Origin of the sequence: Streptomyces pactum, assembly GCF_016031615.1 — a bacterium.
GTDB classification, from domain to species: domain Bacteria; phylum Actinomycetota; class Actinomycetes; order Streptomycetales; family Streptomycetaceae; genus Streptomyces; species Streptomyces pactus.
In genome coordinates this window covers 3,686,254-3,708,039 of record NZ_JACYXC010000001.1, presented here as the reverse complement: position 1 = coordinate 3,708,039, position 21,786 = coordinate 3,686,254, and the positions used below count along the sequence as shown (strand labels likewise).

Below are 21,786 nucleotides of genomic sequence, written 5' to 3'. Positions count from 1 at the left end.
GTGCGTTGCGGAGACTCCAGGACACGGCCGGCCGGCGCCGAGGCGTACGGGGCCACGCCGTGTGACGACGGACGGCTCGCGCCGCGCACCGGCGTACCGGCATCCGTGCGGGCAGCGGTGTGCCGGCACCGGTGTACGGGCACCTGAGCGCGGGGGCACCGGCGTACGGGCCCGGACACCCGGGACGGCACACCGGCGTACGGCGGGCGGGCGGGTGCGGGACATAAGGAGCAGCAGGGCACGGGACAGCGGTGCGCGGGCGCGCGGCACACACCGGCCCGCCGGCCGCCTCCGGCCGGTCCGCGGGCGGACGCGGCCGACCGGAGGGTCCGGGCGACGCGGGCAGGGGCGCTCCGGGGCACGGCGACGGGAGGGCACGACGACGGGAGCCATGGCGGCGGCCGCGGGCCGGGGCGCCGGTCAGCCGTTCTTGATGCGGTTGGTCAGCTCGGTGACCTGGTTGTAGATCGACCGGCGCTCGGCCATCAGCGCGCGGATCTTGCGGTCCGCGTGCATCACCGTGGTGTGGTCCCGGCCGCCGAACTGCGCGCCGATCTTCGGCAGCGAGAGGTCGGTGAGCTCCCGGCACAGGTACATGGCGATCTGGCGGGCGGTGACCAGCACCCGGCTGCGCGAGGCGCCGCACAGGTCGTCCACGGTGTGCCCGAAGTAATCGGCCGTCGCCGCCATGATCGCGGGGGCGGTGATCTCCGGGGCGGTGTCCTCGCCGCCCGGGATGAGGTCCTTCAGCACGATCTCGGTGAGCCCCAGATCGACCGGCTGCCGGTTGAGGCTGGCGAACGCGGTGACCCGGATGAGGGCGCCCTCCAGCTCACGGATGTTCCGCGAGATCCGGGAGGCGATGAACTCCAGCACCTCCGGCGGCGCGTTCAGCTGCTCCTGCACCGCCTTCTTCCGCAGGATCGCGATGCGCGTCTCCAGCTCCGGCGGCTGCACATCGGTGATCAGGCCCCACTCGAAGCGGTTGCGGAGCCGGTCCTCCAGGGTGACCAGCTGCTTGGGCGGCCGGTCCGAGGAGAGCACGATCTGCTTGTTGGCGTTGTGCAGCGTGTTGAAGGTGTGGAAGAACTCCTCCTGCGTGGACTCCTTGCTGGCCAGGAACTGGATGTCGTCCACGAGCAGGATGTCCATGTCGCGGTAGCGCTTGCGGAACGCGTCCGCCTTGCCGTCGCGGATGGAGTTGATGAACTCGTTGGTGAACTCCTCGGAGCTCACGTACCGCACCCGGGTGCCGGGGTACAGGCTGCGCGCGTAGTGGCCGATGGCGTGCAGCAGGTGGGTCTTCCCCAGGCCGGACTCGCCGTAGATGAACAGCGGGTTGTACGCCTTGGCGGGCGCCTCGGCGACCGCGACGGCGGCGGCGTGCGCGAAGCGGTTCGAGGCACCGATGACGAAGGTGTCGAAGAGGTACTTCGGGTTGAGGCGGGCGGTCGGCTCGCCCGGGCCCGAGGCCGGCGCGGGCTGCGCGGCCAGCGGTCCCGGGGCACCGGAGGGCGCACCGCCGGGACCGGGCCGGCCGGGCACCGCGCCGGGGCCCTGGGGACCGCGGTGGGGGGTGTGGTCGCCCGCGCCGGACCGCCCGCCGGGGCCTACGCGCGGCCGGTCGCCCGGCTCGTCCGGCTCCCGGCGCTGCTGCTCGTACGGCCGGCGGCCGTGCTGGGTGGCGTACGGGTCGGCGCCGCCGTCGGCGAAGCCGCCGAGCCGGGGCTGCTGCCAGCCGTACTCCTCCTGGGCGCGCGGCCAGGCGCCGGGCTCGGGCCGCGGCTGCGGGTAGTCCGGATAGGCGGGGCGGGCGGTGGGGAGGTCGTCCGCGGGGCGGCCGTAGCCCTCGTACCCCTTGCGGTCGTACCCCTCCCGCGCGTCGCGGCCGCCGTCGTAGCTCTCGCGGTCCCGGTCGTAGCCGCCGTGCTGCCGCTCGTCGTAGCGGGCGGGGGACTGCTGGTGCCCCTGCTGCGGGGCCGGCGGCTCGCCCGCGGAGTCGTCGACGGTGATCGCGATCCGGATCGGGCGGCCGCACTCCCGGCTGAGCGTCTCGCTGATCAGCGGGGACAGCCGGCCTTCCAGCACGCCCTTGGCGAACTCGTTGGGTACCGCGAGCAGGGCGGTGTCGGCGACCAGGGCCAGCGGCTGGCACCGCTTGATCCAGTGCTCGTCCTTCGCCTCGACACCGTGGCCACGGCCCTCGCCGAGGAGCTGTTCGAGCACGCGTGGCCACACTGCGGCAAGATCGGCAGGTACGTCAGCCACAGGGCACGCTCTCTCACTCACGGGGGTGGGGGACGCCGACAGGTCCCACGAATGTGTGGTTCTCCGGACGGGTGGGAAGGATTCGGAGCTCAGCCACGGTAGTCAGGCCCCGGTGTGTGGTTCAAGTCGTTGTCCACAGGGTGTGTACAAATGTGCCATGCGAAGACGCCGCGCGTTCTCCCGGGCCCGCGCCGTCCGGGCCCGCGGGGCCGTGCCGCCCCCGGCCCCGGGCCTCGCCCGCGGTGACCGCCCGGCCCGGCGGGCGAGGGCCCGGCACCGGTGGCCCGGCGCGGGCCGCAGGGGGCGCGCGGCTCCGTCAAGGCCACCGGTTTGACCCGATGCCCCGGCCGCGCGTACCGTAACCAGGTCGAGTTGTCGATGGCTGCTGCCGCCTGCCTCCGATGGGCAAAGACCGCTCCCAGTGGTCGAGAAGCGGTGCACTCGGGCGTATTGCGAGCTACTCGTGGGCGCACGGTGACAGCCAGGCGACGTCCCGCCATCACACGAGTCATTACTGGAGCCCCCGAGTGAGCAAGCGCACCTTCCAGCCGAACAACCGCCGCCGCGCCAAGACCCACGGCTTCCGGCTGCGGATGCGCACCCGTGCCGGCCGCGCGATCCTGGCGGCCCGCCGTGGCAAGGGTCGCGCGCGTCTTTCCGCCTGATCGCCACAAGGTCATGACGTGCTGCCTACCGAGCATCGGCTGAGGCGGCGCGAGGACTTTGCGACCGCGGTACGCCGAGGACGCAGGGCCGGGCGCCCTCTCCTCGTCGTCCACCTTCGTAGCGGTGCAACGGACCCGCACGCACCTGGGGAGAGTGCTCTCCCGGTGCGTGCGGGTTTCGTCGTCAGCAAGGCGGTCGGTGGCGCCGTGGTCCGCAACCTCGTCAAGCGCCGGCTCCGGCACCTGATACGCGACCGGCTCGACCGGCTGCCCGCGGGTAGCCTGGTGGTCGTGAGGGCGCTGCCCGGCGCCGGTACGGCGGACCACGAACAGCTGGCCCGTGACCTCGACGCCGCACTGCGGCGTCTGCTGGGTGCCCCTGCCGAGGGTGAGGGGACGGTGCCGCGTTGAAGTACCCGCTGCTCTGGCTGATCAAGCTGTACCAGTGGACCATCAGCCCGCTGCTGGGACCGGTCTGCAAGTACTACCCGTCGTGCTCGCACTACGGCTACACCGCCATCAACGTGCACGGCGCGGTGAAAGGGACGGCGCTGACCGCCTGGCGCATCCTGCGCTGCAACCCGTGGTCGGCCGGTGGCGTCGATCATGTCCCACCCCGGAAGCGTCCGGTCTGGCACCAGCGGCTGAGGAGCCGCCTCGGCGGGAAGGCCGCTGCGCCGCCCGCCGCACAGCCCGAGACTCAGCCCAATGCCCAAGGAGTCTGATTCGTGGACACGATCCTCGGTCCTCTTTATGACGCAGTTTCCTGGATCATCGTCCAGTTCCACTCGTTCTACAGCCTCTTCTTCGACAAGGACAGTGGCTGGGCGTGGGGTCTGTCCATCGTTTCGCTGGTGGTGCTGATCCGCATCTGCCTGATCCCGCTCTTCGTGAAGCAGATCAAGGCGACGCGGAACATGCAGGCGCTGCAGCCGAAGATCAAGGCGATTCAGGAGCGCTACAAGTCCGACCGGCAGCGCCAGTCGGAAGAGATGATGAAGCTGTACAAGGAGACCGGGACCAACCCGCTCTCCAGCTGCCTTCCGATTCTCGCCCAGTCGCCGTTCTTCCTCGCGCTGTACCAGGTCCTCAACAAGATCTCCAACAACCACACGGTCGGCGTCCTCGACCGCGACCTGGTGGAGAGCGCCCGTGAGGCGCACATCTTCGGCGCTCCGCTGGCCGTGAAGTTCATGTCCAGCGCGGAGAAGGTCGAGTCGCTCGGTGCCACGCTCACCGACGTGCGGATCGTCACGATCACCATGATCGTGCTGATGTCGGCCTCGCAGTTCTTCACGCAGCGCCAGCTGATGACCAAGAACGTCGACCTGACCGTGAAGACGCCCTTCATGCAGCAGCAGAAGGTGCTGATGTACGTCTTCCCGATCATGTTCGCCGTCTTCGGCATCAACTTCCCGGTCGGTGTGCTGGTCTACTGGCTGACCACCAACGTCTGGACCATGGGCCAGCAGATGTTCATCATCCGCCGGAACCCCACCCCGGGCAGCGTCGCCTTCAAGAACCGCCAGGAGCGGCTGCGGGCCAAGGGCAAGCTGGTGGAGAGCTCCGCCGAGGTCGAGGCGAAGAAGGCCGTCGAGGCCGCGCGCGCCAACCGGCAGCAGCCCAAGCGGCAGCCCAAGTCCAAGCGCCAGGCGGCCGTGCCGCCGGCCCAGCCGCAGGCCAGGTCGCGGGCGCAGTCCGGCTCCACCGCCGTGGGCAAGGAGGACGCCGGCTCCGGTGACAAGCCGTCGCTGGAGAAGGACCCGAAGAAGAAGGGGGCACAGGGCGGCAAGCCGGCCGGTGGCTCCCGTAACGCCAAGTCCGGGCAGCGCAAGGGCCAGCAGCGGCCCAAGCACCCGTCGAAGAAGTAAGAAGGAGTCCATCCGTGACGGAAGGCACCACGCCGGCCGCAGAGGCGGGCGACACCCTGACCCGCCTTGAGCAGGAGGGTGAGATCGCGGCCGACTACCTGGAGGGGCTGCTGGATATCGCGGACCTCGACGGCGACATCGACATGGACGTCGAGGCCGACCGCGCCGCAGTGTCCATCATCAGCGACTCCACCAGCCGCGACCTGCAGAAGCTGGTGGGCCGCGACGGTGAGGTGCTGGAGGCGCTCCAGGAGCTGACCCGGCTCGCGGTGCACCGGGAGACCGGGGACCGCAGCCGGCTGATGCTGGACATCGCCGGGTTCCGGGCGCGGAAGCGGGAGGAGCTGACCGAGCTCGGTGCCAAGGCGGTGGAAGAGGTGAAGGAGACCGGCGAGCCGGTGAAGCTCAAGCCGATGACCCCCTTCGAGCGCAAGGTCGTCCACGACGCCGTCGCCGCCGCCGGGCTCCGCAGCGAGTCCGAGGGTGAGGAGCCCAACCGCCGCGTCGTGGTGCTCCCCGCCTGATCGGGTGGGACCGCCGGGCCGGCCGGCCCGGCGGTGGTCTTCCCAACGGCCCCGTCTGTTCGCAGGCGGGGCCGTATCTTGTCAGCCTGACATCTTCAGATTTCGTGCGTGGTACGGAAGGACGGTTCTCGTGACGGAAGCAGCGGAGCTACCCCCGGCGCCGGAGGTGGCGGAGGACGTATTCGGCGAGCGCTTCCCGGAGGCCGTTCGGTACGGCGAACTCCTCGCCGACGTCGGCGTGACCCGGGGGCTGATCGGGCCCCGTGAGGTGCCGCGGCTGTGGGAGCGGCACCTGCTCAACTGCGCGGTGCTCTCCGAGGTGGTCCCCGAGGGCGTCACGGTGTGCGATGTGGGTTCCGGTGCCGGGCTGCCCGGTATCCCGCTGGCCCTGACCCGGCCCGATCTGCGGATCACGCTGCTGGAGCCGCTGCTGCGGCGGACCAACTTCCTCCGGGAGGTGGTCGAGCTGCTGGGGCTGGATCATGTGACGGTGGTGCGCGGCCGGGCCGAGGAGGTCCTGGGGAAGCTGCCGCCGGTGCATGTGGTGACGGCCCGGGCGGTGGCGCCGCTGGACCGGCTGGCCGGGTGGGGAGTGCCGCTGCTGCGGCCGTACGGCGAGATGCTGGCGCTCAAGGGTGACACCGCGGAGGAGGAGCTGAAGCAGGCGCGGTCGGCCCTCGGCAAGCTGGGTGCGGTGGAGTGCTCGGTGCTCCACGTCGGTGAGGGCATCGTCGATCCGCTGTCCACCGTCGTCCGGGTGGAGGTGGGCGAGAGCCCGGGCGGTGTGCGGTTCGCGGCCAAGCGGGCCAAGGCGGCGCGGAAGGGGACCGGGCGCCGGAGCCGCTGACCGGCGCGGATCCGCCGGAAAGGCGGGAGCGTCGCCGTTCGGAGCCTCCCCGGCTACCGGTTCCGCCCGATGGGCCCCGGCCTCCCCGCCCGGCGGGGCCGTGGATCTTCGCCTGCTGGAAGGGGTGCGGTGGTTGTCTCCGGCCGGGATGCCGGAACACCCGGGCGGGTCGGTACGGGCGGGTTCCGGTTGGGGCGCCCAGCCGCGCACGGGAGTGTTCCGACGGGAAAAACAGCCCTCTCCGTGCCGGGACAGTGCTCCATACAAGCTGTCAAAACTACACATTTCGGAGTGTCGCCACGGCGGTCCGAGGATGCGCGTGCATCGTGTTTCACGTGAAACGCCGTTCTCTGCTGCATGGAATCATCAGCCGAGGTCGTGCGGCTGCCGCTCCGCGCGACCCCCGACCCCGCCCGCACCTGGATTCATCCACAGGAGAACGGGCCTCGCTGGTTCACGACCCCGAAAGCATGGCAGGCTCTGTTCATCGCGAGCCTGATGTCGAGGAGAGTGAATCCTTGCGGTCCGACGCCAATATCGCGGGGCCGATGACCGATCCGGTCCCCGGCCCCCGCACCGAATCGCCGGGGGAGGACGTGTCCGCCTCCATGCCCACCGCTTTCGGGCCGGAGGGCCGGAGCGAGACGCCACCTCCGATGGACGACACCACCCCCGCCGACGGAGCGCCGCAGGCCGGGGCCCAGGCCGCGGTGCGCTCCGGTGGCGGGCTGCCGCGACCGGAGCAGACCCGGGTGATCGTGGTCGCCAACCAGAAGGGCGGGGTGGGCAAGACCACCACCACGGTCAACCTCGCCGCGTCGCTGGCGCTGCACGGCAGCCGGGTGCTGGTGATCGACCTCGACCCGCAGGGGAACGCCTCGACCGCGCTGGGGATCGACCACCACGCCGAGGTGCCGTCGGTCTACGACGTGCTGGTGGACAGCAAGCCGCTCGCCGACATCGTTCAGCCGGTCCAGGACGTGGAGGGGCTGTTCTGCGCCCCGGCCACCATCGATCTCGCCGGTGCGGAGATCGAGCTGGTCTCGCTGGTCGCGCGGGAGAGCCGGCTGCAACGGGCCATCCAGGCGTACGAGCAGCCGCTGGACTACATCCTGATCGACTGCCCGCCCTCCCTCGGACTGCTCACCGTGAACGCGCTGGTGGCCGGCGCCGAGGTGCTCATCCCCATCCAGTGCGAGTACTACGCGCTGGAGGGCCTGGGGCAGCTGCTGCGCAATGTGGACCTGGTGCGGGGCCACCTCAACCCCCGGCTTCATGTCTCCACCATCCTGCTGACCATGTACGACGGCCGGACCCGGCTCGCGTCGCAGGTGGCGGACGAGGTGCGCAGCCACTTCGGCAGCGAGGTGCTGCGGACCAGCATCCCCCGGTCGGTGCGCATCTCCGAGGCACCCAGCTACGGGCAGACGGTCCTCACCTATGACCCGAGCTCCAGCGGTTCGCTCTCCTATCTGGAGGCGGCCCGGGAGATCGCGCTCCGCGGTGTCGGGGTGCGGTACGACGGCCGGCACGCTCATGCGCTGCCGGGGAACAACCAGCACAGCATGCAGGAGGGTAACCGGTGAGCGAGCGACGGAGAGGACTGGGCCGGGGGCTGGGAGCGCTGATCCCGCCTGCCCCGAACGGGGCGGACGGCTCGGGTCCCACCGTGACCTCGGGGGGTGCCACCTCGCCGTCCGCGGTGCCGATCTTCACCCCGGAGCGCGGGGTGGCCGCGGCCCGGGTGACGGCGCTGCCGGGGAACGGTGTTTCACGTGAAACGGAGCCGGCCGCGCCGGAGCCGGAGGAGGTGGCCGCTCCGGTGGCGGTGGCCGTCCCCGAGTCGCCGTCCGGGGCGCACTTCGCCGAGCTGCCGCTGGACTCGATCACCCCCAACCCGCGGCAGCCGCGGAAGGTGTTCGACGAGGACGCGCTCGCCGAACTGGTGACCTCCATCCAGGAGGTGGGTCTGCTCCAGCCGGTGGTGGTCCGGCAGGTCGGTCCGGAGCGCTATGAGCTGATCATGGGTGAGCGGCGGCTGCGGGCGTGCCGGGAGGCAGGGCTGGAGCGCATCCCGTCCATCGTCCGGACCACCGAGGACGAGCAGCTGCTGCTCGACGCGCTGCTGGAGAACCTGCACCGGGCGCAGCTCAACCCGCTGGAGGAGGCCGCGGCCTACGACCAGTTGCTGAAGGACTTCAACTGCACCCATGACGAGCTGGCGGACCGGATCGGCCGGTCGCGTCCCCAGGTGTCGAACACGCTGCGGCTGCTGAAGCTGTCGGCCTCGGTGCAGCGGCGGGTGGCGGCCGGTGTACTCTCGGCCGGCCATGCGCGCGCTCTGCTGTCGGTGGAGGACCCCGAGGAGCAGGACCGTCTGGCGCACCGCATCGTCGCCGAGGGGCTATCGGTGCGGGCGGTGGAGGAGATCGTGACCCTGATGGGGTCGCGGTCGAACGGTGTGCCCAAGGCGCGGGGTCCGCGGGCCGGTGCCCGGGTCTCCCCGGCGCTGTCCGAGCTGGCGACGCGGCTCTCCGACCGCTTCGAGACCAGGGTGAAGGTCGACCTCGGGCAGAAGAAGGGAAAGATCGTCGTCGAGTTCGCCTCGATGGAGGATCTGGAGCGGATCCTGGGCACGCTGGCGCCGGGTGAGAAGCCGGTGCTGGAGCAGCGGCTCTCCGAGGAGGCGGCGGAGGACGGGGCCGAGGCCGGGGAGTAGCCGGCCTGCCGGTGGGATTCGGGTGGTGTTCCAGAGGCCGGAGCATCACCCTTTCTCTTTCCCCAAGGCCTCTCCGGGTCGCTGTCGGGGTGTCGGGCGCGCCGATAGCATGCGATCAGACCGACGCATCAGCCACCGCGGCACGGCTGGTGAGAGAGTAAGGAACTGGCTGTATGGGGCGCCGACTCGCACCGCTGACGCTGGACAACCTTCCGGACATCCCCAAGCGCTGCCGTTCGTGTGTCTTCTGGGAACTCGACCCGGTCAGTGGTGAGGCGGCCGTGCGGGCCGGGCGGCCGGAGCTGGAGAAGGAGGCCTGGATCTCCGCGGTGCTGCTGGAGTGGGGCTCCTGCGGGCGGGTGGTCTATGTGGACGAGGTGCCGGTGGGCTTCGTGCTCTACGCTCCCCCGGCGTATGTGCCGCGGTCCACGGCCTTCCCCACCAGTCCGGTGGCGGCGGACGCGGTGCAGCTGATGACCGCGTGGCTGCTGCCCGGGTATCAGGGCCAGGGGCTGGGCCGGGTGATCGTGCAGACGGTGGCGAAGGATCTTCTGCGGCGGGGGTTCAAGGCGATCGAGGCGTTCGGGGACGCCGGCTGGACGGAACCGGCGTGTGTGCTGCCCGCGGATCATCTCCTCGCGGTGGGTTTCAAGACCGTACGTCCCCATCCCCGGTTTCCGCGGCTGCGGCTGGAGCTGCGGTCCACCCTGTCCTGGAAGGAGGACGTGGAGCTGGCGCTGGACCGGCTGCTCGGCGCGGTCCAGAAGGAGCCGGCTCTCCGTCCGCTGTGACCCCGGCCGCCGGGCGGCGAGGAGAGGGAGCCCGGACGGCGACGGGCCCGCCCCCGGGAGGGGGCGGGCCCGTTTCACGTGAAACCGGTGAAGGGCGGTGGGCCCTCCGGACGGCCGCGCGGCCGTCTCAGGCGAGGAAGTCGGCCAGGTCGCGCTCGATGGCGGCCTTCGGCTTGGCACCGACGATGGTCTTCACGACCTCTCCGCCCTTGTAGACGTTGAGGGTCGGGATCGACATCACGCCGTACTTGGCGGCGGTCCCCGGGTTCTCGTCGATGTTGAGCTTGGCGATCACGATCTCGTCGTGCTCGGCCGCGATCGCCTCCAGCGAGGGGGCGATCTGGCGGCACGGACCGCACCAGGCGGCCCAGAAATCGACGAGCACCGGCTTGTCGCTCTTGAGGACGGTCTCCTCGAAGTTGGCGTCCGTCACGGTCACCGTGGCACCGGCCATGGCAGTCTCCTTCATCCGTTGAGGGGCAGGGGGAGGGGCAGGGTCAGGCGGCGCTCTCGCCGTCGGCGAGGGCGGCCAGGTACCGCTCGGCGTCCAGCGCCGCGGAGCAGCCGGTGCCGGCAGCGGTGATCGCCTGACGGTAGGTGTGGTCCACCACATCACCCGCGGCGAAGACGCCGGTGATGTTGGTGCGGGTGGACGGGGCCTCGACCTTCAGGTAGCCCTCGTCGTCGAGGTCGAGCTGGCCCTTGAACAGCTCGGTGCGCGGGTCGTGGCCGATCGCGATGAACAGACCGGTCACCGGCAGCTCGGAGGTCTCCCCCGAGCGCACGTTCCGCAGGGTCAGGGCGGAGAGCTTCCCGTCACCGTGGATCTCGGCGACCTCGCTGTCCCAGATGAACGAGATCTTCGGGTCGGCGAAGGCCCGCTCCTGCATGGCCTTGCTCGCCCGCAGCGAGTCGCGGCGGTGGACGATGGTGACCGACTTGGCGAACCGCGACAGGAAGGTCGCCTCCTCCATGGCGGTGTCACCGCCGCCGATCACGGCGATGTCCTGGTCCTTGAAGAAGAAGCCGTCGCAGGTGGCGCACCAGGAGACGCCGCGGCCGGACAGCTCGTCCTCCCGGGGCAGGCCCAGCTTGCGGTGCTGGGAGCCGGTGGTCACGATCACGGCCTTCGCCTTGTGGACGGTGCCGGCGGAGTCGGTGACGGTCTTGATCTCCTCCGAGAGGTCCACCGCGACGACGTCGTCCGGGATCAGCTCGGCACCGAAGCGCTCGGCCTGGGCCCGCATGTTGTCCATGAGGTCCGGGCCCATGATGCCGTCACGGAAGCCGGGGAAGTTCTCCACGTCGGTGGTGTTCATCAGCGCACCACCAGCCGTCACGGAGCCTTCGAAGACCAGGGGCTTCAGGGCGGCGCGGGCCGTGTAGAGCGCGGCGGTGTAGCCCGCGGGCCCGGAACCGATGATGATCACGTTGCGGACGTCGCTCACTGATGTCTTCCTTGTCTCTGCGGGCGGTGACGGTTGGGGAGGCTCATCCCACCCAACGGATCCTACGGGCCGGGCATTCCCGGGGCGGGGTGCGCCCGGCGTGGCGGGGGGTGCGGACCGGCGCCGGGCACCGTTCCCGGGGCGGGTGCCGGCCGCCCCGGGCGGGTCCCGGCCGGCCGTTCAGGGGCGTGCGACGGTACGGGCGAGCAGCTGCTTCCCGGCGGCCGGCGGGCTCGCGGTGGTGCACGAGGAGTCGATCACGAAGGCGTCGACGAGCGAGCTGTCCGAGGGGTGCGGCAGGACGACCAGGTAGACGGGGGTGCCCTGGTACACGTCCGGCTCCGCGGCGATCGGGGTTTCCGGGCGTCCGGTCCCGGCCTGGACGCAGGGGGGCACCCGGTCCTCCTGCGGCGCTCGCAGCGGTGTGCTGGCCAGGGGTCGCTCCCCGGTGGCCTCGGGGGCGCCCCGCTCGCCGGGGGTCTTCTCTCCGGTGCCGGCGGGACCGGCCGCCAGCAGCGAGTGCACCCGGTCCGTGAGGCCGTCGCCGCCGAGCGTGCCGGCTGTCCGGTCGGTGGGGGCCGCCGCGCTCCGGGTCTCCCCGGCGGTGTCGTCGCCGGTCCCGGAGGTCCGGACCAGCAGGGTGCCGACGCCGATGACGGCCGCGGCGCAGGCCGTGGAGAGCAGCACCCTCGGCCAGCGGCGGGCGCCGCCGCGTCCACCGCCGCGGCGGGCGGGCTTCCGCCCCGGGCCGGCGGCGGCGCGGGGGCGTCCCGCGGGCCGGTCGCCGTGCGGGGCGGCCGGGCGGCCGGCGGCGGGGACCGCGGTGGGACCGGTCTTCGGGGAACCGGGGGCGGCGGACCCGGTGGCACCGGGGAGCGGTGTTTCACGTGAAACACGCGACCGACGGGCGCCGGGGGTGTCCGCCGGTCGTGGGTCCCCCTCGCCCGCGGCGGGGTCCTCGGGCCGGTCGGTGGAGGCCGACGCGGTTCCGGGAACCGGGACTCCGGACCCACCGGGGGCGGAGTCCTCGGGGGAGGTGTCCGCAGGGCCGGCCGGGGCGGTGGCGTCCAGCAGGGCCTCGGCGGCCAGTGCGGCGTCGATCCGCCGGGCGACGTCGTCCGGCATCCGGGCCGGACCGGGGAGGGTGCCGAGCAGCGAGCGGATCTCGTCGAGGGAGGTCCGTACGTCGTCGCAGAGCGCGCAGCCGTCGAGGTGGCGGCGGACGGCGTCCTCCTGGTCCGTGGGGAGGAGACCCTCGGTGAGCGCGGAGATCTCCGCGACCTCCGGATGCTCGTCCGAGCCGGTCGTGGGTGTCACGCCCTGCCACCTCCGCCCTTCACGGCATCTGCGTCGTTCGGCCCTGCCGCCGGTGGGACGGATGTCCCCTGCGTCCGGTTCCTTCCCCGGCCCGGCGGCACGTTATCCCCGCCGGTGGGGTGGAGATGCGACAGCAGGGGCAGCAGCCGGGCCCGGCCCCGGGCGCACCGGCTCTTCACGGTGCCGGTGGGCACCCCCAGCATCCGGGCCGCCTCGGCCACCGGGTAACCCTGCATGTCCACCAGCACCAGGGCGGCCCGCTGCTCCGGCGGGAGGGCATGCAGTGCCTCGATCAGCTGCCGGTGCAGCTCGTCCCGCTCGGCGGGGGCCTCGGCGGACTCGTGGGGGTCCAGGAGCTGCTCCAGCCGCTCGGTGTCGGCGACCGGGGAGGTGCGGCGGGAGGCGGTCTTGCGGGCCCGGTCCAGGCAGGCGTTGACGGTGATCCGGTGCAGCCAGGTGGTGACGGCCGACCGGCCGCGGAAGGTGTGCGCCGCCCGGTAGGCGGAGACCAGGGCGTCCTGGACCGCGTCGGCGGCCTCCTCCCGGTCCCCCAGGGTGCGCAGCGCCACCGCCCACAGCCGGTCCCGGTGGCGCCGGACGATCTCCGCGAAGGCGTCGGGGTCGCCGTCGACGTGCCGGGCGAGGAGATCGGCGTCGCTCGCCCCGGCCACCGAACCGTCGTCCACCGTCGCGCCCCTCCCCGCCCCAGGCCGGCTCAGCCGGTGAACTTCACGTCGGTGATGGCCTGCTTGTAGGGCCTCGCGTAGTACTGCTCGGGGGGTGACTCGGGGAGCGCGGTGAGCCAGACGAGGACGTAGCGGGTCTTGACCTTGCTGTCCACCGTGAGCTTGGCCGTGGTGGCGGTGGTGGAGGTGGGCTTGAGGAGTTCGGTGAACCCGCCGACCGGGTCGAGGGAGGAACCCACCGGGCGCAGCGAGTCCGTCGCGTAGAGCGCGAGCCGGGTGTAGGTCTCCCGGGTGCCCGGGTAGAGCAGGCTGATCTCGGCGCCGGTGATCCGGCGCTCGCTGCCGAGGTCGTAGACGATGCCCACGCCCCGCTTGATGCTGGGGGCGAACTCCGGTCCGTCCACGTAGCCCTTGGTGCGCCAGATGGTGGACGGGTTCCCGTCGTGGGTGAGCGGGACCTGGTCGGCGTTCTGCGGTTCCCCGTCCGGGGCGTACTCCGCGGCGTCGGTGACGGCGATGGGCTTGCCGGCCTGCTTCTTCGGCCGCTTGCCGTCGCCCTGCCGCTCGGTGTCGCTGGAGCTGCCGGAGCGGTTCTCCTCCTTCAGGAGGGTGTCGGCCAGTTGCCAGCTGCCCAGTCCGAGGGCGGCGATGAGCAGCGCGGAGACGGCCCACTTCAGGGCCCTGCCGGTGCGGCTCTGCAGCGGGGGCGGCGGCGGGACCGCCGCGGGTGCCACCGGGCCGGGGCGGCCGGGCGGTCCGGCGTACCCGTTGGCCCGGTAGCCGCCGGGCTGGAAGACCTCCGGCGGGGCGAACGCGGGCTCCGGCGGCCGGATGCGGGGCATGGCGGAGACCGCCTTGGCCAGCTCCTCCGGGGTGGTGCACGGGGGCTCCTGCCGGGAGGCGGTGGCGCCGTCGTTGACCAGGGCCCGCATCGCCAGGTCCGACAGGCCGCGGTGGACCCCGGCCCGCACCTGGTCCGGCGGGAGCAGGCCGACCCCCTCGGGCAGGCCCGGCAGGCCGTAGGCGTCGGAGTCGTAGGGCCAGCGCTGGGTGAGGGCGGCGTACAGCAGGGCGCCGATCGCCTCGGTGTCGGCGCGCTGCGGCTTGTCGGCGGTGACCCCGCGGAGCGCGGCCATCACGGCCAGGCCGCGGATGCGGTACTGACCGGACTCGGTGCGCAGCACGGAGCCGGGGTTGAGGCGGAGGTGGGCCAGCCCCTCGCGGTGGGCCGCGGCCATGGCCTGGGAGACCTGGCTGACGAGCTGGTAGGCGTCGTGCGGCTCCAGCGGGCCGGCGGCGAGCACGGCGGCGAGTTCGGTGGCGTCGGGCAGCCACTCGTGGACGACGTAGACGAGGTCGTTCTCCTCCACGGCGTCCAGCACCTGGACGAAGCGGGGGTCGCCGAGGAGCGCGGCCGAGCGGGCCGCCGCGAGCACCGGCCGGGCCCGCGGGTGGTCGGCGGGCAGGACGTGGATGCCCACCGCCCGGCGCAGCTTCTCGTCCACCGCGCGCCAGCTGCTGAAGCCGTCCAGACGGGTGACGCATTCCTCCAGCCGGTAGCGTCTGGCGAGTTTGTGGCCGCTGTGCAGTTCCGGCGGATCGGCCTTGGTCGCGGTGGACTCGGGGCGTGCCGAGTCCTTGTCCTCGCGGGCCGTGTTCCCGGTCCCCGCCCCGTCGGTCGTGGCCTGCTCCGCATCGGCGGCCGACGGCTTTGCGCCGTCGTTGCCGGCCACGTCGACGGCAGCCGTGCTCCGTTCCGCCACCGTCGCTCCCTGCCTCCCCATCCGTCCGTCGCCCTGGCTGAAGCCAAGACAATTGTGCCCGCAGTCCGCTGCTGTGCACGACACGCGGCGACCGCTGATGGTTGTCCCCCGCTCACCTGCCGAGACGTCCGCGGACCATACCAACCATGGCGGTCAGCTCCTCGATCCGCATCCGTTTGGCGGCGAGGAAGAAGACGCCGAGCAGCACCACACCGCCACCGATGAGGGCCGCCAGCGAGCCGGCGATGCCGTTCCCCAGGGCGCCGGTGATGACGTAGGCGGTGCCGCCGCCCAGCAGTGCGGCCGGCACGCTGGCACCCGCCAGACGGGTGTAGGTGCGCACCACCCGGCGGCCGTCGAGGTCTCCGCCGAGCCGGGTGCGCAGCCGCTGCCAGGCCACGCCGACGCCGATGGCGTAGGCGAGGCCGTAGGCGGCGGCCATGCCCACCACGACCCAGCGGGCCGGCAGCACCAGGTAGCACAGCGCGGAGACGGCCGCGTTGACCGCGGCGACGATCACCGTGTTGTAGAACGGCGTCCGGGTGTCCTCGTAGGCGTAGAAGCCGCGGAGCACCACGTACTGCACGGAGTACGGGATCAGGCCGAGGCCGAAGGCCATCAGGATGTAGCCCATGGACTGCGCGGCCTCGGTGCCGGAGGCGCCGAAGAGCAGGGTGCACATGGGGATGCCCAGGGCCACGAAGCCGAAGGCGACCGGCACCATGGCCACCGCGGAGGTCCGCAGGCCCTGGGAGATGTCGTCGCGGACCGCGCCGGCGTCGCCGTCGTGGGCGGCGCGGGAGAGCCGGGGCAGCAGCGCGGCCATCACCGAGACCGTGATGATCGCCTGCGGCATGCCCCAGATGAGCTGGGCGCTGGTGTAGCCGATGTAGCCGGTGCCGGGGAAGCCCTTGTTGTCGGCCTCGGCGCCGGCGGAGGTGGCGAGCTGGGTGACCACCACCGCGCCGGCCTGGTTGGCGAGGACGAACAGCACGGTCCACTTGGCGAGCTTGGCGGCCTTGCCCAGGCCGTGGCCGCGCCAGTCGAAGCGGGGCCGGAAGCGGAAGCCGGACGCCCGCAGGTAGGGGAACATCGCCAGCGCCTGCACGGCCAGTCCCAGCAGGGTGCCGATGCCCAGCAGCCGGATGCCCTCGGGGGTGATGGTCGTGACGTCCATGTTCGACTTGCCGGAGCTGCCGAAGACGTAGATGAACAGGCCGAACGTGGTGATGATGACGATGTTGTTGAGGACCGGGGTCCACATCATGGCGCCGAACCGGCCGCGGGCGTTGAGGATCTGGCCGACGACCACGTGGATGCCCATGAAGAAGATGCACGGCAGGCAGTAGCGGGCGAAGGTGACGGCGACCTCGTTGGACGCCTCGTCGCCCGCCAGTTCGGGGGAGAGCATCCGGATCAGCAGCGGGGCGGCGAAGTAGGTGAGGGCCACCAGCACGCCCAGGACCACCATGGTCAGGGTGAGCAGCCGGTTGGCGAAGGCGACGCCGCCGTCCGAATCCTCCTTCATCGCCCGGACCAGCTGGGGGACGAAGACGGAGTTCAGGCCGCCGCCGATGGTCAGGAAGTAGACCATGGTGGGCAGTGCGTAGGCGACGGTGTAGGCGTCACCGAGGACCGCCGCCCCGAGCGCCGCGATGATCACCATCTGGCGGACGAAGCCGGTGAGCCGGGAGACGAGCGTACCGGCGGCCATCAGCGCGCTGGACTGGAGCACGCTGGCGGCGCGGCCGGTGCGCCTGCGCCCCGGCGGGGCGGACGGGGACGGGTCGTTCATGGGGGGTGCCGTGGGGGGGTGCTGTGGGGGAGAGGGCGGGCCCGGAGGCGCGGCCGGGCCCGCCGTCCGGGGGCAGCGGCCCGGGGAGCCTGCTGTGGCTGCTCGGCCGGGTACTGCTGCTGCGGCGGGTACTGGTCCTGGTAGTGCTGCTGCTGGTCCGGGCCGGGGTACGGCTGCTGGTGCGGGGCCGGGCCGTGGGGGGGCGTCGTAGGGGACGGGGGCGTACTCCGGCTGCCCGTGGTCGGGCTGGGCGTACTCCGGCTGCCCGTACGCGGGCAGGCCGTACTGCTGACCGTACTGCTGGGGGTACTGCTCCTGGCCGTAGGGCTGCTGGTGCCCCTGCTGCGGGTATTGCTGGTCGCGGTAGAGGTGGGCGAAGGCGTCGTGCTCGGCCGGGGGCCGGTGGCCGTCGGAGGACCGGCCGAGCAGGTCGTCCACGCCGAAGTACTGGGTGGCGGCCGGGTCGTCCCCGTAGGGCAGGTGCCGGGAGGCGCCGTCCGGCTCGGGCGCGGGCGGCGGGGGCCCACACCCGGGGGTCGGGGCCGTTCGGGGGGCCGGCGGCTGCTGGTAGAGGGGGTGTCCGTCCGGTAGGCGTCGTGCGCCGGGGGATGGGCGGACCGGTCGTACAGCGCGTCGGTCAGCGGGTCGTGGGCGTAGGGGTCCTGGTACGGGTACGGCTCGAAGGACCCGGTGACGTAGGGGTCGTGCAGGTAGGGGTCCTGCACATAGGGCAGCTGCCCGTAGGAGACCTGCCGGGGGTCGCCGAGGTACGGGTCCTGCTGGTGCGGTTCCGGGTAGTGCCCGGACGGGGCGGGATGCGGCGGGACCGGGCCGGCCGGGTTCTCACCCGGGCCATGGCCGCGATCACCGTCGTACGGCGCGTTCATCGCTACCCCACCTCATCGTCCGCGGCCGGATCGGCCCCACCAGTGCTCAATGGTCCACTTTCTCACCTGAGCCGGATGGCTCAGGGCTTTGCGAACCGGTGTCCGGTGTCAGGTCACTCGGCTGCCCCGGAACGGTGGCATCCGTGGTGCCGCCGTCGCCCGCCTGTTCGCCCTCGTCGGTGGCGGTGTCCCGGGCCCCTGCCCGTTCTCCGCCGTCGTCCTCCGGGGTGTCCTTGTTGCCCTCGTCACTGTTTGCGCGGCGCTTGCGCTGGAGGTAGATCCGCAGACCGGCCAGGACCAGCAGCAGCACACCGCCGGCGATGACCAGGATGACGGTCTGGGTGGCCTCGGTGACGTTCACCTCGAACCGCATGGGTGCGCCGTAGGGCCGGTTGTCGGCGGTGTAGAGCTGGGCGGTCACCTGGACCCGGCCGTTGGCGTTGGCGGTGGTGCCGAACTTCACGGACTGGCTGTGGCCGCCCTCGATCCGGATCGGCTGCGGCTCCCCCACCGCGAGCCGGTTGTCCTGGGAGGAGCTCAGCCGCAGATGGAGGCCGTCGACGCTCTGCAGCAGGCCGTTCTGCACGGTGACCGGGATGGTGGCGCTGCGCCCGGAGAGCGTGATGGTGGACTTGGGGATCAGCTTGACGTGGCCGGTGAGCACCTCCAGATCGCTCGACACCGCGTGCCGGAAGTCGCCGGCGGCCTGCGGCCGGCCGCGCCACGAGGTGGACAGCCCGCGCAGGATCGCGGTGCCGAAGGGAGTGACGACCCGGTCCCGGGCGGTGAGGATCTCCTCGAACTGGTCGAGGGCGGCCTTGGTCTTCTTGAAGTCGTCGAACGCCCCGGTGGGCAGTTCCCTGCCGCGCAGCGTCCTGCTGTACGCCTTCCGCCCGGGCAGCCGCTGGGTGGCGGCCGGGTCCGGTGTGGCAGCGGCGGTCTGCCGCAGCCCCTGCGGCACGCTCCAGCGGTCCCCGGACAGGCACTTCAGGGCCGCGGCCATGGCCTCGGCCTGACGCGCGGTGGGCATCCGCTGGGGGGCGACCAGGATGCTGCGCTGCTTCTCCGGGGCCTGCCGGGTGATCATCTGGGTCTGGGCGAGGAACCACTGGACGGCCAGGGTGCGGTTGGACGCCTTCGACATGTCACCGGCGAAGGAGGTGGAGAGCCGGGCGTCCGCGACGACCACGGTGTTGCCGCCGCCGGTCTGCCGGGCGGCGCTGGGCGTGTAGAGCAGCCCGCCGGTCTCCTTGAGGCTGTCGCTGCGGGCGATGACGTTGCGGGCACCGGCGGAGGTGGCGACGTCCATGATCGAGGAGTCGATCGCACCGTCCACCGGCCAGGCGAAGTCGGTGCGCGCCTCGACGCCCAGGACGGACTCCACGGTGACCGAGGCGAGTTCGGTGGCGGTCTGGAGGTGGCTCAGGGACCCGGAGACGTTCTTGCCGCGGTGCGCGAGCGAGGCCAGGTCGGGGTCGGCGAACGGGAGGGCCACGACCTCCTTGCCCGCCACGGCCCGCTCCAGCTCGCCGAGCCACTTCTCGGCCACCTCGCCGCCCTTGCCGGGGACGGTGGTGTCGTCCTCCGCCTCGACCTCGTAGGGCTTGGTCATGGCGTCCACGGTGGCGAGCAGGTCGGGGTCGATCACCCAGGTGACGGGGAGGTCCTTGCCCAGGGTCACCAGCTGGTGCAGTCGCCCCCCGGGGCTCAGCTCGGCCGTGAGGGTGTCGTCCCGGAAGATCGGGCTCTGCTGTTCGTCGGTGCCCGTCCGCGCCGTGAGACGGGTGGTGGTGATCAGTGGCCAGAGGAAGGTGAGCCGGGTCTTCTTCGACGCGGCGGAGGGCTGCCAGGGCAGGAACGTCCGCTCTATGCCCAGCACCTGCGGCCAGGGACGCTCGGAGGTCTGCCCGGTGAGCGAGACGCCGAGCTGGTAGGAGCCGGCGTCGGTGAGGTTGAGCTGGTCGGTGGGGACGGCGAGCCGGAACGGGCGGCTGGCGCCGGCCCGCAGCTCGCCGATGCTCCTGCTGTAGGTGCCGCGTATCTCGGTGCCGTCCAGCGAGGGCTCGTAGCCCTTGCGCCGGGCGGTGTCGGCGATGGCGGTACGGCTGTTCTTCAGCGGGCCGATCCGCAGCGCCACATAGGCGTCCCGCACCGTGGCGGCACCCTCGTTGGTGACGGTGCCGGTGACCGTGACGGTGCCGTCTCCGGTGACAACCGCGGGCGTGAGGGAGGCGATCGCGACGTCCACGGTCCGGGACCCGGTGGGCCGGGCCTGCTGCTGGCCGTGCGCCTGGGCCCGGGCCTGGGCGGCCGGGGCGGCGGGGAGGTGAATCAGCCCGGCGAGCAGCGGCACCCCCGCGAGCAGTGCCGCGGTCCGTCGGACCCACCGCCGGGCAGGAGCAGGAGCAGAAGGGGTCCCCGGGAACTCTGCCGCCTCGGCCACGCGCTCGCCCGTCCCTCGTCATCGTCAGTGGTCGTCGTGATGTGCGTCCTCGCATCGTAACGATGCCGGGTGGAGCGGCGTGCTGCGGAGGGTTACACAAGATCGCCATCACATCGGCGCGATCCGTCCGGTGAGCACCGGGTGATGCCGGGATGGTGTCCCGATGGTCGGTGGGTGGCGGTACGGGGTGAACGCGGAGGCCGTCCGGCCTGCGGGCACGTACCCTGTCCTGTTGTGCCGAATGCCAACAATGACAGCCTTGCCCCGCAGCCGACCACCGAGCTCAGCCAGGCGCAGCGCCGTGCGGTGAGCGAGCTGCTGCGGGTGTCCCCCGTCGCCGACGATCTCGCCCGTCGCTTCCAGGAGGCCGGGTTCACGCTTGCCCTGGTCGGCGGGTCCGTACGCGACGCGCTGCTCGGCAGGCTCGGCAACGATCTGGACTTCACCACCGACGCCCGGCCCCAGGACGTGCTGCGGATCGTGCGGCCGTGGGCCGACGCGGTGTGGGAGGTCGGCATCGCCTTCGGCACGGTGGGCTGCCGGAAGCGGGGGCCCGGCGCCGAGGCCGTTCAGGACTATCAGATCGAGATCACCACGTACCGGTCGGAAGCGTACGACCGGACCTCCCGCAAGCCGGAGGTCTCCTACGGCGACTCGATCGAGGAGGACCTGGTGCGCCGGGACTTCACGGTCAACGCCATGGCGGTGGCACTGCCGCAGAAGGAGTTCATCGACCCGCACCACGGCCTGGAGGACCTGGCGGCCCGGGTGCTGCGGACCCCCGGCACGCCCGAGGAGTCCTTCTCCGACGACCCGCTGCGGATGATGCGGGCGGCGCGCTTCGCCGCCCAGCTGGACTTCGAGGTGGCGCCCGAGGTGGTCGCGGCGATGACCGCGATGTCCGAGCGGATCGACATCGTCTCGGCGGAGCGGGTGCGGGACGAGTTCAACAAGCTGGTGCTGGCGTCGCAGCCGCGGAAGGGGCTGCGGCTGCTGGTGGACACCGGGCTGGCGGCCCGGGTGCTGCCCGAGCTGCCGGCGCTGCGGCTGGAGCGCGACGAGCACCACCGCCACAAGGACGTCTACGAGCACACCCTGACGGTGCTGGAGCAGGCGATCGACCTGGAGGACGAGGGCCCCGACCTGGTGCTGCGGCTCGCCGCGCTCCTCCACGACATCGGCAAGCCGAAGACCCGCCGTTTCGAGAAGGACGGCCGGGTCTCCTTCCACCACCACGAGGTGGTGGGCGCGAAGATGACCAAGTACCGGATGACCCGGCTGAAGTACTCCAACGAGCTGGTGAAGGACGTCTCCCGGCTGGTCGAACTCCACCTGCGGTTCCACGGCTACGGCACCGGGGAGTGGACCGACTCGGCCGTGCGCCGGTACGTACGGGACGCGGGGCCGCTGCTGGACCGGCTGCACAAGCTGACCCGCTCGGACTGCACCACCCGCAACCGGAGGAAGGCGAACGCGCTGGCCCGCGCCTACGACGGGCTGGAGGAGCGGATCGCACGGCTCCAGGAGCAGGAGGAGCTGGACGCCATCCGGCCGGACCTGGACGGCAACGAGATCATGGAGATCCTCGGGATCGGGCCGGGTCCGCAGGTCGGGCAGGCGTACAAGCACCTGCTGGAGCTGCGGATGGAGCACGGCCCGATGGAGCGGGACGCGGCGGTCACGGCCCTGAAGGAGTGGTGGGCGGAGCAGTCCCGGGACTGAACGCGGGCAGGTCCGTCCCGGATGTTTCACGTGAAACACC

18 protein-coding genes are annotated in these 21,786 nt (G+C 72.1%); 10 read left to right on the top strand and 8 right to left on the bottom strand.

Going from position 1 to position 21,786, the window contains the following annotated elements; all coding sequences use genetic code 11:
* Positions 1–420 precede the first annotated feature (420 nt).
* Positions 421–2,226, bottom strand: a complete 1,806-nt coding sequence (gene dnaA, locus IHE55_RS14695) for a chromosomal replication initiator protein DnaA (RefSeq protein ID WP_372442678.1) — start codon at positions 2,224–2,226, stop codon at positions 421–423.
* Positions 2,227–2,795: 569 nt separating this feature from the next.
* On the opposite strand from dnaA, the gene rpmH reads away from it, so the two are divergent.
* From rpmH to IHE55_RS14650, 9 genes are all read left to right on the top strand, one after another.
* Entirely contained in the window at positions 2,796–2,933 is a 138-nt protein-coding gene (gene rpmH, locus IHE55_RS14690) for a 50S ribosomal protein L34 (protein WP_125638610.1), read from the top strand.
* Between the two features lie 18 nt (positions 2,934–2,951).
* Positions 2,952–3,344: a ribonuclease P protein component gene (gene rnpA, locus IHE55_RS14685; protein WP_197989441.1), complete on the top strand. Its 393-nt coding sequence runs from the start codon at positions 2,952–2,954 to the stop codon at positions 3,342–3,344.
* On the top strand, positions 3,341–3,658 hold the full coding sequence (gene yidD, locus IHE55_RS14680; RefSeq protein ID WP_197989440.1) for a membrane protein insertion efficiency factor YidD: 318 nt from the start codon (positions 3,341–3,343) through the stop codon (positions 3,656–3,658). The genes rnpA and yidD overlap by 4 nt, the downstream gene beginning before the upstream one ends.
* A gap of 3 nt (positions 3,659–3,661) precedes the next feature.
* Positions 3,662–4,804, top strand: coding sequence for a membrane protein insertase YidC (gene yidC / locus IHE55_RS14675; RefSeq protein WP_197989439.1), 1,143 nt, complete (start codon positions 3,662–3,664; stop codon positions 4,802–4,804).
* Between the two features lie 14 nt (positions 4,805–4,818).
* Positions 4,819–5,328 (top strand): Jag family protein, encoded by a 510-nt coding sequence (locus IHE55_RS14670; RefSeq protein WP_197989438.1) that lies wholly within the window; start codon positions 4,819–4,821, stop codon positions 5,326–5,328.
* Between the two features lie 130 nt (positions 5,329–5,458).
* Entirely contained in the window at positions 5,459–6,175 is a 717-nt protein-coding gene (rsmG, locus tag IHE55_RS14665) for a 16S rRNA (guanine(527)-N(7))-methyltransferase RsmG (protein ID WP_197989437.1), read from the top strand.
* A 470-nt stretch (positions 6,176–6,645) separates the two neighbouring features.
* Positions 6,646–7,761 carry a ParA family protein gene (locus tag IHE55_RS14660; RefSeq protein ID WP_197989436.1) on the top strand — a complete coding sequence of 372 codons (1,116 nt, stop codon included), beginning with the start codon at positions 6,646–6,648 and terminating at the stop codon, positions 7,759–7,761.
* Positions 7,758–8,894, top strand: a complete 1,137-nt coding sequence (locus IHE55_RS14655; RefSeq protein WP_197989435.1) for a ParB/RepB/Spo0J family partition protein — start codon at positions 7,758–7,760, stop codon at positions 8,892–8,894. The genes IHE55_RS14660 and IHE55_RS14655 overlap by 4 nt, the downstream gene beginning before the upstream one ends.
* A 173-nt stretch (positions 8,895–9,067) precedes the next feature.
* Positions 9,068–9,685, top strand: coding sequence for a GNAT family N-acetyltransferase (locus IHE55_RS14650; protein ID WP_197989434.1), 618 nt, complete (start codon positions 9,068–9,070; stop codon positions 9,683–9,685).
* A gap of 127 nt (positions 9,686–9,812) precedes the next feature.
* Here the strand turns inward: IHE55_RS14650 and trxA are convergent, their stop codons facing one another.
* From trxA to IHE55_RS14615, 7 genes are all read right to left on the bottom strand, one after another.
* Entirely contained in the window at positions 9,813–10,139 is a 327-nt protein-coding gene (gene trxA, locus IHE55_RS14645; protein WP_197989433.1) for a thioredoxin, read from the bottom strand.
* A 43-nt stretch (positions 10,140–10,182) separates the two neighbouring features.
* Positions 10,183–11,133: a thioredoxin-disulfide reductase gene (gene trxB, locus IHE55_RS14640; RefSeq protein ID WP_197989432.1), complete on the bottom strand. Its 951-nt coding sequence runs from the start codon at positions 11,131–11,133 to the stop codon at positions 10,183–10,185.
* A 180-nt stretch (positions 11,134–11,313) separates the two neighbouring features.
* Positions 11,314–12,450 (bottom strand): RsmA family anti-sigma factor, encoded by a 1,137-nt coding sequence (locus tag IHE55_RS14635; protein ID WP_197989431.1) that lies wholly within the window; start codon positions 12,448–12,450, stop codon positions 11,314–11,316.
* Positions 12,447–13,136 (bottom strand): RNA polymerase sigma factor SigM, encoded by a 690-nt coding sequence (gene sigM, locus IHE55_RS14630; protein WP_197989430.1) that lies wholly within the window; start codon positions 13,134–13,136, stop codon positions 12,447–12,449. Before sigM ends, IHE55_RS14635 begins: the two co-directional genes overlap by 4 nt.
* A 29-nt stretch (positions 13,137–13,165) precedes the next feature.
* The gene (locus tag IHE55_RS14625) at positions 13,166–14,899 is read right to left on the bottom strand and encodes a protein kinase family protein (protein WP_197989429.1); all 1,734 of its coding nucleotides are present in this window, start codon (positions 14,897–14,899) and stop codon (positions 13,166–13,168) included.
* Between the two features lie 112 nt (positions 14,900–15,011).
* The gene (murJ, locus tag IHE55_RS14620) at positions 15,012–17,132 is read right to left on the bottom strand and encodes a murein biosynthesis integral membrane protein MurJ (RefSeq protein ID WP_372442677.1); all 2,121 of its coding nucleotides are present in this window, start codon (positions 17,130–17,132) and stop codon (positions 15,012–15,014) included.
* Positions 17,133–17,627: 495 nt separating this feature from the next.
* On the bottom strand, positions 17,628–20,024 hold the full coding sequence (locus IHE55_RS14615; RefSeq protein ID WP_197989428.1) for a DUF6049 family protein: 2,397 nt from the start codon (positions 20,022–20,024) through the stop codon (positions 17,628–17,630).
* Positions 20,025–20,258: 234 nt separating this feature from the next.
* Between IHE55_RS14615 and IHE55_RS14610 the strand changes: the two genes are divergently transcribed.
* Positions 20,259–21,746, top strand: a complete 1,488-nt coding sequence (locus tag IHE55_RS14610; RefSeq protein WP_197989427.1) for a CCA tRNA nucleotidyltransferase — start codon at positions 20,259–20,261, stop codon at positions 21,744–21,746.
* The last annotated feature ends 40 nt before the right edge of the window (positions 21,747–21,786 follow it).

What these genes read in the sequence shown, in the direction of transcription:
- IHE55_RS14660 (WP_197989436.1), top strand. Translation starts at nt 6,646, where the DNA reads ATGGCAGGCTCTGTTCATCGCGAGCCTGATGTCGAGGAGAGTGAATCC.
- IHE55_RS14650 (WP_197989434.1), top strand. Translation starts at nt 9,068, where the DNA reads ATGGGGCGCCGACTCGCACCGCTGACGCTGGACAACCTTCCGGACATC.
- trxA (WP_197989433.1), bottom strand. Translation starts at nt 10,139, where the DNA reads ATGGCCGGTGCCACGGTGACCGTGACGGACGCCAACTTCGAGGAGACC.